This window comes from Bradyrhizobium sp. CIR18, assembly GCF_014198295.1.
GTDB lineage: Bacteria > Pseudomonadota > Alphaproteobacteria > Rhizobiales > Xanthobacteraceae > Bradyrhizobium.
On sequence record NZ_JACIHF010000001.1, the window covers coordinates 659,226 to 671,016 of the forward strand.

Sequence of the window (11,791 nt, forward strand, 5' to 3'; positions counted from 1 at the left end):
TGAAAGGATGCAAGTGAACTCGCTTTCTCCCGGCAGCGCGGATGCGTTGCTGTTCGATCTCGGGCGCGTGGTGCTCGACATCGACTTCTCCAAGGCGATCGCCTGCTGGGCGGGACATGCCGGCTGCCAGCCCGAGGCCATCGTCGCGCGCTATGTGCGTGACGAGGCTTACCGGCTGCACGAGGTCGGCAGGATCAGCGACGAGGACTATTTCGCCTCGCTGCGTGCTTCGCTCGGCATCGGCATTTCGGACGCCCAGTTCCTGGAAGGCTGGAACGCGATCTTCGCCGGCGAGATGCCTGACATCGCCGAGCTGCTGCCGCGCGCGGCGAAGCAGATGCCGCTCTACGCCTTCTCCAACACCAACCGGCCGCATGTCGACTATTTCTCGAAGGAATACGGCGAACTGCTCGGCCATTTCCGCGCGCTATATCTGTCGTCCAGCATCGGCCTGCGCAAACCGGATGCGGAAGCCTTCGACCATGTCGTCGCCGCCATCGGCGTGCCCGCAGGACGTATCGTTTTCTTCGACGATCTCGCCGAGAATGTTGAAGGCGCGCGGTCGCGCGGACTGACAGCGGTGCATGTGACGTCGCCGCGCGACGTCGGGAACGCCTTGACGGCATTGGGCATCTGACGATCTCCGCGCAGCGGGAGACGCCAACGTCGCCCAAGTCTTCCGGAACCAATTTTGCCCAAAATGAGGAACCAGAGCGCTTTGTGTATTTTTGTACGGAGTTCCGGGAACGGAATGGCCCCTTGCGGACTCTTGAGTCCGTTGGGACTTCTACACCGGACTTATGCACGTGCTGGGCAAAACCTATCTCACCAAGCAAGCCTCTCTCCTGCTTGAATTCGCAAGAACCACCTCGGATTCGGACCTTTCCGCCAAGCTGATCAGCAAGGCCGCCGACCTGAAATCCCAGGCCGATCCGCTGCCCGACAAGGATCAAGGGCCGAAGGCTCCTGACGTCGCGCTGGACGCCGGGCCGGACCGGCCGAGCGGGAGTTGAGCGATGCTGGCTGTGGCGCTCGTCATTCTCGTCCTCGCCATGGCCACCCTCCTGCCGATCGGTCTCGTTCTTTGGATCATGCCACGCCAAGCCTGAGCCTGCCTTCCATCCTGGGCTGGAAGCGGCAGGATAAATCCTGCCCGCTCCGCCATTTTGCCTCTGCCCCCGCGCTCGGCTAGAAGACTGTCGGAACATTTCATCCGAACGTGCCGAGCAGGAGTTTCGCCGTGGCCTTGATGCCGGTTTCCGACGCCCTTGCTGCGGTGCTGGCGGGTGCAGAGCCGCTGCCTGCAGAGATGGTTTCACTCGACGAAGCCTACCATCGCGTGCTCGCGCAGGACGTCGCTGCGCGGCGCACCCAGCCGCCCCAGGCGATGTCGGCGATGGACGGCTATGCCGTGCGCGCGGCCGATGCGGCAACAATGGATTCCACGCTGACAATGATCGGTGAGGTCGCGGCGGGCCGTCCGTTCACGGGAAAGGTCGGCGCCGGCGAAGCCGTGCGGATCTTCACCGGCGGCGTCGTTCCGGACGGCGCGGATGCGGTCGTGATCCAGGAGGACACGATCGCCGAAGGCAAGCACATAACGATCAAGGAAGCCGCGATCGTGGGTCGGCACATCCGCCCCGCCGGCGTCGATTTCCGCGAGGGCGACGTTCTCCTGCGCAAGGGAACCCGTCTGACGGAGCGCGATCTCGCCCTCGCCGCCGGAATGAACCACCCGCAGCTCGCCGTTTGCCGCCGTCCGAAGGTCGCGATTCTCGCCACCGGCGACGAACTGGTGATGCCGGGCTCAACGCCCGGGCACGGCCAGATCGTCTATTCCAACGGCTATGCCCTGCACGCGCTCGCCCGCAGCGAAGGCGCCGAGACCATCGACCTCGGTGTCGCCGCCGATACGCTGGAGGCCACCACCGCCGGCATCCGCCGCGCGCGCGAAAGCGGCGCCGACATCCTGGTCACGACCGGAGGCGCATCGGTCGGCGACCACGATCTGGTCCAGCAGGCGCTCAAGGACGAAGGCATCGCGATGGCGTTCTGGAAGATCGCGATGCGGCCCGGCAAGCCGATGATGCACGGGCGGTTAGGGGCGATGGGCGTCATCGGCCTGCCCGGCAATCCCGTGTCGTCCTACGTCTGCGCCTTCCTGTTCATGGTGCCGCTGATTCGCGCGCTATCAGGCCGTTCGGTGATTCATCATCATCGCGAGCGCGTCGTGCTGGGCCGCGATCTCGGCGCCAACGACCAGCGCGAGGATTATCTGCGCGCGCGCCTGGAAAAGCGCGACGATGGCGCGCTCGTCGCCCTTCCCGTCAGCCATCAGGACTCCTCTCTGCTTGCGAATCTTGCTGCAGCACAGGTACTTCTCGTGCGCGCACCGTTTGCGCTGAAGGCCGAGGCCGGCAGCCCCTGCGAGGTGCTGCGGCTCCCCGTCTGAACTGCGCCGCCACACGCATTCCGTGAGTTTCGTTCTGTTCACGGTAAATTAAGCAGTTGCGGAACACATATCGAACATATAGTGTCCGTTCATGATTTGTTTCGAGATGTAGCGGCTTATCGCTGAACTCATCGTCTCGGAATCGAACGACATCAACCGGGGGACTTTGTTCGAGATGTTAACGCGCAAACAATACGAGCTTCTGCGGTTCATCAGCGAGCGCTTGAAGGAAAGCGGCGTGCCGCCGTCCTTCGACGAGATGAAGGATGCGCTCGACCTACGCTCGAAGTCAGGCATCCATCGCCTGATCACCGCGCTCGAGGAGCGCGGCTTCATCCGCCGCCTGCCCAACCGCGCCCGGGCCATTGAAGTGATCAAGCTGCCGGAGCTCCAGGCTGCCGCCGGCAACCGACGCGGCTTCACGCCAAGCGTCATCGAGGGCAATCTCGGCAAGCTACGCGCGAGCTCCAGCCCGTCCGCGGACGAGGGCGAGCGACCCGTTGCGGTGCCCGTGATGGGCCGCATCGCGGCCGGTACTCCGATCGAGGCTTTGCAGACCCGCAGCCACACGATCAGCGTGCCGCCCGACATGCTCGGCTCCGGCGAGCATTACGCGCTCGAAGTGCGCGGTGATTCCATGGTCGAGGCCGGCATCCTCGACGGCGACATGGCGCTGATCCAGCGCAACGAGAGCGCCGATACCGGCGACATCGTGGTGGCACTGATCGACGACGAGGAGGCCACGCTCAAGCGCTTCCGCCGCCGCGGCGCCTCGATCGCGCTGGAGCCCGCCAATGCCGCTTATGAGGTGCGCATCCTGCCGCCGAACCGCGTGAAGATTCAGGGCAAGCTGATCGGGCTTTATCGCAAGTACTGATACCGGAAGTACTCGATACCGAAGTCTTTAGCGCCTCGCGCGCGCCTTCGATCGGCCTCGCCGATCAGAGATTGGAGCGGATAACGGTCCGCTCCGGCTGGATAGTCTTTCTGGTATCGCACAGATTGTCCGGCCCCTCCTCCTTTCGCGACATCCTCGGCAGGCCGCGCGACGCAACATCGCTTCGCGGCCTTTCGAGTTCGAGGGGGGACGGCCCAAATGCGCAGCTCGTTTGAGTGCAGCCGCAGCAACGCTGATCGCATCACCAGCATCGCGTTGCCGCGCAACCGCATCACTCCGCCGGTCGTTGACACGCGCGGTTGTCGAGACGCGGCTGCCAAATGCACGGAAGCCGACTTTGTTCCTAACAAATTCGGAAAAGATGGAAAAGATAATGTGATCGGGGCTCGCGGATCCCAGCCGCAGATTTGCCTACAACCGAGCAGACCGTCACGTGCTTCCACTCTGGTAGGGGCCTGCGCCTCCGAAAGAGGTGCGGGTCGCTATCTCTGCATTGAGGAGCACCCGATGTGTGACTACAGCCTGCATGCCGTCGCGACGCGCCCCGCAGAAGTCGGCGAGACGATCGTTACGACAACATTCCGCGGCACCTCGACGCGCGGCTTCGCCTCCGAAGCCGATCTCTCCGTCGCGGTCTGCCTGCTGCCGGGGACGGAGCTCGCCTTCGCCGACGACGTCCGTTACGACAACCGCTGGATCTGGACGCGCACCGTCAACTCCCGCGTCGGCAAGTTCGGCAAGATCGATCCGCACATTCCCGATCGCCATCATGACGCGATCGAATTCCCGGACGGCAAATCCGTGCTGGTGACGCAACTGGTCGAAGGCCAGCGCGCAACCGTGCTGCAACTGCCGGTGACCCAGCCGATCGGCGAGCGCGAGCACAAGCCGCAGATCATCGCCGACAGTCGCCCGACGGTCACACGACTGCCGATCGGCTGACGCCCTCCGCCCGATAGGCCGAGGGCCAGGATTGAAATGCCGTCGCCGGCCGAGGCCGGCGAGCCCGGTGGGTTTTTGTTTCATGAAATTCGATCGGCGAGCGCCGCCGCCTCGCCTCGTCGCCGCACGAAGTTTGAGCCGTGCTGCCTGAATTTTAAACGTCCGCTCCGCAGCCAAATGACCGATGCTGTCGTGGTTTGAGGCGGCGGACACGCTCGATGAAAACCTTCATTCGCGTCGTTGAACTCTGGGTGCCTGACCGGACGCGCATGCGGCTGGAATTTGGCGGCGGCCTCTACGATGAAGGGCTGTCCGCGTTCAAGGCCGTCAGCGAAGAGCTGCACTTCGGATATGACGAGGGGCTTCCAGGCAAGGCCTGGGCCTGCGGCCATCCCGTCATCCTCACGAAATTCGCCAACTCCTATTTCAAGCGAACCGATCAGGCCGTCGCGGCCGGCCTCACCTGCGGCGTGGCGGTGCCGGTGTTCGCAGGCGAATTCCTGCAAGCCGTGATGGTGCTGTTCTGCGGCGACGACGAGGCGCATGTCGGCGCGATCGAGCTCTGGCACAACGATCCTGATCTCTCCCACGAGATGGGCCTCGTCGACGGCTATTACGGCGCGGCGGAGATGTTCGAATTCAACTCCCGCCACACCAGGTTTCCTCGCGGCTTCGGCCTGCCCGGACGCACCTGGAAGGCGGGCCTGCCGCTGATCATCAAGGACCTGCACGACGCCAAGAGCTTCCTGCGCTGGGAGGACGCCGCCAAGGTCGGGATCAATCTGGGGGTCGGCGTACCCTACCGAACCGGCACCGACCAGACCTGGGTTTTGACATTCCTCTCGGCGCAGGCAACGCCGATTGCGCGACGCTTCGAGATCTGGGTCCCGAACGAGGCCCGTTCGGCACTGGTCTTTCGCGCCGGCGATTGCAGCGCGCAGACCGACCTTGCCGCACGCTATGCGGACAAATCCATCGCCCGAGGCGAAGGCAGCATCGGCGGCGCCTGGGCCACCGGCATGCCGGCGCTCAGCGACGATCTCACCCACGACGGCTCGGTCGCCGGGTCCGAGGCCTGCGCAGCCGGGCTGGACCGGATGGTGGGCCTGCCAGTCATCGGCAACGCAAGGCTCGAGGCCGTGCTGGCCTGGTATCTGTAGCCGCTCAATCCTTTGCCTGCAGGTTGGCCGCCGACGGCGGCGCTCCCGGCGATTTGATCAGCGCCGAAATTATTGCGATCTCATCAGTTGTTTTGCCCTATCTCGCTCCCATGTCTTCTGCTTGTGAGGCAAGATGGGACTAACGATGCGAATCAGGTTGAGCAGGATCCATTTTAATCTGAACAATATTCGCTTGCGTGATCTGAAAGCACGATGAACGAAACGTTTTCCAATCGACCGGAAGATTTTCTCAACAAAGGTCTGCGGGCTGCAGTCGGCCTGCTGCCTGTCGTCGGTAATCCACTCGTAGAATTTCTTGCTTTTGCCATTGGCGACCCAGCCCAAGAACGTCGGGACGATTTCATCCGCGGGATTTTCGAGCAAGCGACCCAGTTGCAGGTGGCGTTCGATCAGCTACGGGCCGAGAATTTGAGAGTAAATGCGCAGTTTCAGGCGACCTTTCTTGACGCCGTGCGCCTAGCGGCAACGTCGGCTACCGCGGATAGAAAGACGATCCTGCAAAACGCCGTTCTCAACTCAGCGATTGCAAGCTTAGATGAGAGCCTGAGACTCAAGCTCGTTGATGTGCTCGCCAGGATGACGCCTGCGCACGTTCGGCTACTTCAGGCTATTGCAAGTCGACCAGGCCCTCTGGAAGACTTCGTGGTCGACGACGATCAATCGGCTTTTGAATTTAAGCACGCTCTGCTGACAGACATGTATTCCACGTTCTTGATCCGCAACAACCAATCGATGATCGGCGAAAGAACTATTCAAGAGCAGACGGCAAGTGCGCACGTACGCCTAACCGATCTCGGGCAACGCTTTCTCGAATTCGTCAGAGCTCCCCAAACGCCTACGTGAGATTTCGCTGTTTTTTGGCTATCTTCGTCACGGTCGGCCCTTCACTGCCGGCTGTACGGCGATACTCGACGCCGTGCTGGCTGGCACCTGTAACCGGTCCGATCAATCGTCGGCCTGCAAGTCGGTCTCCGATGGCGTTGCATCGCGGCTGCGGGGAGCCGCCTTCGGCACGAGGCTGCTGTCGAAATCACCTTCGCCGACACCGGCCGGTGACCACGGGCGGTTCGTGCCGCTCGCCCTCACCGCCTGAACCGAAAAGCCGTCGCCGCGCTGCGTCAATGCCAGCGCGCCCTGGCGAGCGAGCCGCTGCCGATCCACCACCATCGCGGCACAATCCGGCGGCGCGGGCCGCGACGTCACCACCAGCGCGGCGCGGCTGCAATCGTCCGCCAACGCGTCGATGCGCGAGGCCAGCGCGACCAGCCGTCCGTCGGCGAGCGGCGTCACGCAGCCGGACTCGTCGCACGATATGCCGCTCGCCAGCGCGCTACTGCCGGCATCGCGCGGATCAGCGTCGGCAGACAACCACTCCTTCAGCAGGAAATTGTCCTTGCCTGCCCTGATCAGATGCAAACGCCCGTCCGCGCCCCGCACCGCGACGCTCGCGCCGTCCCCGGCGATCAGGATATCGGGCTGCCGCACCGACAGCCCCCAGCCGATGGAAACCAGCAGCACCACGGCACCGCCCCAGCGCAGGGGCGTGCGCAACAGGCCCATCACGATGACCCCCAGGCTCGCTGCGATCAGCGGCGCGATGCCGAACGCCGGGATGCGGCCGACCGCGCCCGGCAGTGCCGCCACCCAGCGCGAGACCGCAACCATCCAGTCGATCCCGATCCCCATCAGCCACCAGAACACGCCGTCGAGCCCGAACGGCGCTGCGAGCAGGCCCAACAGCCCCGCCGGCATCACCAGCGCAGAGACCACCGGCATCGCGCCGAGGTTGGCGAGCACGCCGTAGGGCGTGACGCGGTGGAAGTGGAAGGCGGCGTAGGGCGTGGTCGCAAGCCCTGCGATCAGCGAGGCCAGGAACAGCATCGCGATCTCGCGGCCGCCCCACAGCGCGATCCGCGCTGTCGCCGAATGATCGGGGGACGCAAACAGGTTCGGCATGCCGATCTGCACCAGCGCAACAAGTCCGAGCGTCGCGGCGAACGACATCTGAAAACTCGGATGCACCAGCGCCTCCGGTGCGACTGCGAGCACGATCAGCGCCGCCACTGCGAGCGTGCGGAAGGTGATGGCGCGGCGATCGACCATCACTGCGATCAGCACCACCGCCGTCATGAAGAACGATCTCTGCGTCGCGACCTCCGCGCCCGACAGCAGCAGATAAAACGCAGCCGCGACCAGCGCTGCGGCCGCCGACCATTTCTTGATGGCAAAGCCGGCCGCAAGTCCCGGGATCAAGGCCAGCAATGCGCGCACCGCGAAGAAGACCACGCCGGCGACGACCGCCATGTGATAGCCGGAGATCGAGAGCACGTGCCCGAGCCCCGAGATGAACATCGCGTCGTTGACCGGCGTGGAAATCGCATCGCGCCGCCCGGTGAGCAGCGCTGTCGCGATCGCGCGGTTATCGCCCCCGAGCGTGGCCCGGATGCGCGCATCGATCGTATCGCGCAGGCCTTGCATGAAGGCGGCATAGCGCAGCCGCAGGCCACCGGCATCGGGCGGGATTGAGGCCGTGATCGCGCCCATCACGAAGCCGGAAGCGCCGATGCCCTGAAAGAACATGTCGCGCGAAAAGTCGTAGCTGCCGGGACGCACCGGCGAAAGCGGCGGCATCAGCCGCGCCTTGAGCTGCACGAAGCTGCCGACCTCGGGTGCAGTGCCCTTGCGCACCGACAGCCGGACGCGCTCCAGCTTGACCTCGCTGCGCTGCGCCTCCATCGCGGTGACGCGCAGCACGAAACGATCGGTGCGCTCGCGGATATCGCGGGCCTCGACGAAACCCGACAGCGACACCGAATAGAGCGGCTTGGCCAGCACGGGATGGGCGATGCGCGCCGTCTTCCAGGTCGCCACGGCAAAGCCGGAAGCGACCGCCGCAATCATGATCGCAGGCGCAAAGAGCCGGCTCCGCCGCAACAGGATCGCGCCAAACGTGAGCGCGATCGCCGTCGCGGCAACGACCCACAGCACTGGCTCATGATCGGCGGCAAAATAAAGGGCGATGCCGCCGCCGAAGGCGACCGGCACCCACGGCAACAGTCGCCCCGCGCCGGCCTCGGCGCGGGCCCATTCACGCAGCGTCTCGACGATTGCCGGCCAGGCTCCAAAGCCCGCGGGGGCAAAGCCGCCAGCCGGTGCAGCACGGCCGACCGGCCACGTCCCGGCAACTCCCTGGGAGCGTATTGGCCGGCCCGGCTCCGCCATATCCCTGCACCTAACGCGACGCGACTGGCACAGAGGCTACCGGAACGTGCGACCGCGCGAATAGCGGTACAGATCGGGAACGCGAGAAGGCGCCCCTACTTTTCCTCTTCCATGGTCACGGCGACCGACGCCTTGGCAGAGAGCCGCACCTTGTTACCCTCGACATCGGCAACGAGACCCTTGTCGATGAAATGATGATGGCCTTTGTGGCTACCCTCACCGCTGTCCTTCTTGGTCAACTTGATGCGATTGCCTTCGACGCGATCGACCGTGCCGACGTGGACGCCGTCGGCGCCGATGACTTCCATATGCTCTGCGATGTTCTGCATGGTGGGTTCCTTTTCCGGCCCCCTCACAACGCCTGAGACGCCTTTCCGTTCGCTGATTACCAGATGTCGCGGACAATTCGAGTCCTTGCGATCTCTGTCGCAAAAACGCCCCGTGTCAGATCGATTGAGCCGAAAGTCTCATAAGTTGGCAGCCCGTGGTGGGATTACACTACTGTTCCCCGCCTCCCCGACAGACGGGCAGGCAGTGGTGGCTCGCGGCTCTAAGGCCGCCGGAGCTCTTCTCAGGTGGCGCCAAACGCGCCTGAGGTCAGACGTTGCCGACGCAACTCTTTGAATTGGCGCCTGCAACGCCGCGCATCACGCTCTCCGCGAGAAGATCGACGCTGAATCAAGCGAGGAGGCGTTTTGAAACCATAGGAGGCGCACATGCAGGTACCGAGCGATTTTCGCCGCGTGATCATCGCTGCGTCGGTAGGAAACATCATCGAATGGTATGATTTCTATATCTTTGGCAGCCTGGCCGCAGTTCTATCGGTCAAGTTCTTTGAACAGTCCCACCCCATCGCCGCCCTGCTCAGCACGATCGCGCTGTTCACGGCAGGATTTCTGATCCGTCCGGTGGGAGCATTCCTGTTCGGATGGATGGGTGACCGGGTCGGCCGCAAATATACGTTTCTCGTCACGCTCAGCGGAATGGGACTGGGCACGGGAGCGATCGGATTGATCCCAACCTACCAGTCGATCGGGCTGACGGCTGCGATCCTTCTCTTCGGCTTGCGCATGATCCAGGGGCTGTGCCTGGGCGGCGAATATGGTGGCGCCATCACCTATGTTGCCGAGCATGTGCCTGACGACAAGCGCGGCTACTACACCGGCTGGCTACAGACCTCTCCGACTCTCGGGATCGTGGTATCGCTGGCAGTCATCATCCTGACCCGAACCTATGCCGGCAATCAGGCCTTCGACGAATGGGCGTGGCGCATTCCGTTCCTGGTGTCCTTCCTGCTGGTGGCCATCGCGATTTATATTCGCCTCCAGCTCCAGGAGACGCCGATCTTCCAGGAGATCAAGGCCCGCGGACAGATGACGAGGAATCCGTGGAAGGAGGCCTTCCTCAGCTCGAACATCAAATACATCGGGATCGCCATCGTGGTCCTGATCGGACAGGGCGTGGTCTGGTACAGTGGTCAATTCTGGGCGCTATACTTTCTGCAGCAGGTCTCCAAGGTGGACCCGCTGACCTCGGCCTACATCGTGGGAGCAGCATTGCTCATTGCAACGCCGAGCCTGATCTTCTTTGGCTGGCTGTCGGATCAGATCGGCCGCAAGCCGGTGATCCTCGGAGGCATGCTGCTCGCCGCGATCACGTACTATCCGCTGTATCTGTGGCTGGGATCGGTCACGCAGCCCGGAAACATCAACTATCCGACCGCGATCTTCATCATCTTCATCCTCGTTTGCTACGTCGGGATGGTGTACGGGCCGGTCGGCGCATTTCTGGCAGAATTCTTCCCCGCCAGGATCAGGTACACGTCGGTCTCCGTGCCGTACCACATCGGCAACGGCTGGGGTGGCGGATTGGTGCCGTTCATCACCTCGGCGGCATTCGCCGCGACCGGCAGCATCGGCTACGCACTGATCTACCCGATCGTGGTCCCCGCGGTGTGCTTCGTGCTCGCTGTCTTCCTGATGCCGGAGACGCGCAAGATCAGCATCTGGCAACCGATCGAGCCCAGAGCCGCATTGTAATGGCTTGTGATGGGATGACCTAGTGCAGGACCGCGAGGCCCTGCACCGCACATTTCCTTCGGAATGCCGGAGCCAAATCCCCCCTCTCCGACCGTCAGTGGATAGAGGTCGGCGAAGTTCGGCTAACCGCTCTTGTCAGCCGGCTGGATGATGCCAGCGATCGTGCCACCAGGCGGTGAAGTCACGATCGGTCATCAGTTCCCAGCCGCCGAGCAAGATCACCAATATGCCCGACAATACGCTGCTCACCGTGGCTGACGCTGACTCATAGCCAATGGTCCAAGGCGCCAGCACAAGAGCCAGACCCAGCAGCATTTCTCCCCACTCTTCCAGATATGACGGGATGACAAACGCTTCTACGGCAAAGAGCACGACGCCGAGCCCGAGCGCGATGGTGATCCAGACAGCCGCTCCGGACAAGCCCAGGATGAAGGACGACAGGACCAGCCATACGCCGACCAACAGGCTGGCAGCATCTTGCCAATGTTGGATGCGCATAATGCTCACCTCCCCTCTTCCAATTAGATGGGGCGCACCGATGAAAATGCATCCATCCAACCTGCGTTATGTTGCCGCTGCGCTGATCCGGGGCGCCAATCCTGACACGTATGTCGCTGGAAAGGGCCCCAGCAACCGCCTTGCGTCAGGACGCAGGACGTTCCGCTGCCGCTAGATCAGCGATGTCCGCGACGAGGCGTGGTGATTGACGATCTTCCAGTCGCCGTCCTCGCGGACGATCACCCAGCTCATCTTGACGATGAGATCGTCCCGCTCGCCCGCGAGATCGAACGAGATGGTCGCGGCCATGTTGATCAGATCAGAGCCGGCCTGCGCTGCGTTCACATCGGAAAACACAGCGCTTGGCTTGCGCCAGCGCGGCAGGCCGTTGAAATAATCGGCAACGCCGTCCCTGCCCCGATAGAGTCTTGGGTTGGAGCCGAAGAAGAACGCGTTCTTCGAATAGAGCGACGAGAGCGCGGCCGCATCGAGCGTCGCGAAGCCGGCGCACCATTTCGCGATGATGGCGGAAACGATGGCGTCGGCTTCGCTGCTCATG

The 11,791-nt window shown here is 63.3% G+C and carries 12 protein-coding genes; 8 read left to right on the forward strand and 4 right to left on the reverse strand.

The genetic code is table 11. The features are described 5' to 3' along the window. Nucleotides 1–7: 7 nt before the first annotated feature. From GGD65_RS03215 to GGD65_RS03245, 7 genes are all read left to right on the forward strand, one after another. Complete coding sequence (locus tag GGD65_RS03215; RefSeq protein ID WP_183234383.1) at nucleotides 8–637, forward strand: HAD family phosphatase; 630 nt, start codon at nucleotides 8–10, stop codon at nucleotides 635–637. A 169-nt stretch (nucleotides 638–806) separates the two neighbouring features. Then, nucleotides 807–1,013 carry a hypothetical protein gene (locus tag GGD65_RS03220; protein ID WP_049814976.1) on the forward strand — a complete coding sequence of 69 codons (207 nt, stop codon included), beginning with the start codon at nucleotides 807–809 and terminating at the stop codon, nucleotides 1,011–1,013. A gap of 227 nt (nucleotides 1,014–1,240) precedes the next feature. Next, the gene (gene glp / locus GGD65_RS03225; protein ID WP_183234384.1) at nucleotides 1,241–2,452 is read left to right on the forward strand and encodes a gephyrin-like molybdotransferase Glp; all 1,212 of its coding nucleotides are present in this window, start codon (nucleotides 1,241–1,243) and stop codon (nucleotides 2,450–2,452) included. Between the two features lie 175 nt (nucleotides 2,453–2,627). Then, on the forward strand, nucleotides 2,628–3,329 hold the full coding sequence (lexA, locus tag GGD65_RS03230; RefSeq protein ID WP_026202323.1) for a transcriptional repressor LexA: 702 nt from the start codon (nucleotides 2,628–2,630) through the stop codon (nucleotides 3,327–3,329). A gap of 528 nt (nucleotides 3,330–3,857) precedes the next feature. Beyond that, a complete protein-coding gene (locus GGD65_RS03235) occupies nucleotides 3,858–4,292 on the forward strand; it encodes a hypothetical protein (protein WP_018320255.1) in 435 nt (144 codons plus the stop codon). A gap of 218 nt (nucleotides 4,293–4,510) precedes the next feature. Then, on the forward strand, nucleotides 4,511–5,452 hold the full coding sequence (locus GGD65_RS03240; protein WP_183234385.1) for a GAF domain-containing protein: 942 nt from the start codon (nucleotides 4,511–4,513) through the stop codon (nucleotides 5,450–5,452). Between the two features lie 213 nt (nucleotides 5,453–5,665). Next, nucleotides 5,666–6,316 carry a hypothetical protein gene (locus tag GGD65_RS03245; protein ID WP_183234386.1) on the forward strand — a complete coding sequence of 217 codons (651 nt, stop codon included), beginning with the start codon at nucleotides 5,666–5,668 and terminating at the stop codon, nucleotides 6,314–6,316. Between the two features lie 102 nt (nucleotides 6,317–6,418). Here the strand turns inward: GGD65_RS03245 and GGD65_RS03250 are convergent, their stop codons facing one another. Further along, nucleotides 6,419–8,695, reverse strand: coding sequence for a ComEC/Rec2 family competence protein (locus GGD65_RS03250; protein ID WP_183234387.1), 2,277 nt, complete (start codon nucleotides 8,693–8,695; stop codon nucleotides 6,419–6,421). A 95-nt stretch (nucleotides 8,696–8,790) separates the two neighbouring features. Next, a complete protein-coding gene (locus tag GGD65_RS03255) occupies nucleotides 8,791–9,024 on the reverse strand; it encodes a DUF2171 domain-containing protein (RefSeq protein ID WP_024341296.1) in 234 nt (77 codons plus the stop codon). A gap of 387 nt (nucleotides 9,025–9,411) precedes the next feature. Between GGD65_RS03255 and GGD65_RS03260 the strand changes: the two genes are divergently transcribed. Beyond that, nucleotides 9,412–10,734: an MFS transporter gene (locus GGD65_RS03260; RefSeq protein ID WP_018320231.1), complete on the forward strand. Its 1,323-nt coding sequence runs from the start codon at nucleotides 9,412–9,414 to the stop codon at nucleotides 10,732–10,734. 135 nt (nucleotides 10,735–10,869) lie between these two features. On the opposite strand, the gene GGD65_RS03265 is transcribed toward GGD65_RS03260, so the two are convergent. Then, complete coding sequence (locus GGD65_RS03265) at nucleotides 10,870–11,232, reverse strand: SPW repeat protein (protein ID WP_018320230.1); 363 nt, start codon at nucleotides 11,230–11,232, stop codon at nucleotides 10,870–10,872. Between the two features lie 171 nt (nucleotides 11,233–11,403). Next, nucleotides 11,404–11,790: a nuclear transport factor 2 family protein gene (locus tag GGD65_RS03270; protein WP_183234388.1), complete on the reverse strand. Its 387-nt coding sequence runs from the start codon at nucleotides 11,788–11,790 to the stop codon at nucleotides 11,404–11,406. Nucleotide 11,791 lies beyond the last annotated feature (1 nt).

What these genes read in the sequence shown, in the direction of transcription:
- GGD65_RS03215 (WP_183234383.1), top strand. Translation starts at nt 8, where the DNA reads ATGCAAGTGAACTCGCTTTCTCCCGGCAGCGCGGATGCGTTGCTGTTC.
- lexA (WP_026202323.1), top strand. Translation starts at nt 2,628, where the DNA reads ATGTTAACGCGCAAACAATACGAGCTTCTGCGGTTCATCAGCGAGCGC.
- GGD65_RS03235 (WP_018320255.1), top strand. Translation starts at nt 3,858, where the DNA reads ATGTGTGACTACAGCCTGCATGCCGTCGCGACGCGCCCCGCAGAAGTC.
- GGD65_RS03240 (WP_183234385.1), top strand. Translation starts at nt 4,511, where the DNA reads ATGAAAACCTTCATTCGCGTCGTTGAACTCTGGGTGCCTGACCGGACG.
- GGD65_RS03245 (WP_183234386.1), top strand. Translation starts at nt 5,666, where the DNA reads ATGAACGAAACGTTTTCCAATCGACCGGAAGATTTTCTCAACAAAGGT.
- GGD65_RS03250 (WP_183234387.1), bottom strand. Translation starts at nt 8,695, where the DNA reads ATGGCGGAGCCGGGCCGGCCAATACGCTCCCAGGGAGTTGCCGGGACG.
- GGD65_RS03255 (WP_024341296.1), bottom strand. Translation starts at nt 9,024, where the DNA reads ATGCAGAACATCGCAGAGCATATGGAAGTCATCGGCGCCGACGGCGTC.
- GGD65_RS03260 (WP_018320231.1), top strand. Translation starts at nt 9,412, where the DNA reads ATGCAGGTACCGAGCGATTTTCGCCGCGTGATCATCGCTGCGTCGGTA.
- GGD65_RS03265 (WP_018320230.1), bottom strand. Translation starts at nt 11,232, where the DNA reads ATGCGCATCCAACATTGGCAAGATGCTGCCAGCCTGTTGGTCGGCGTA.
- GGD65_RS03270 (WP_183234388.1), bottom strand. Translation starts at nt 11,790, where the DNA reads ATGAGCAGCGAAGCCGACGCCATCGTTTCCGCCATCATCGCGAAATGG.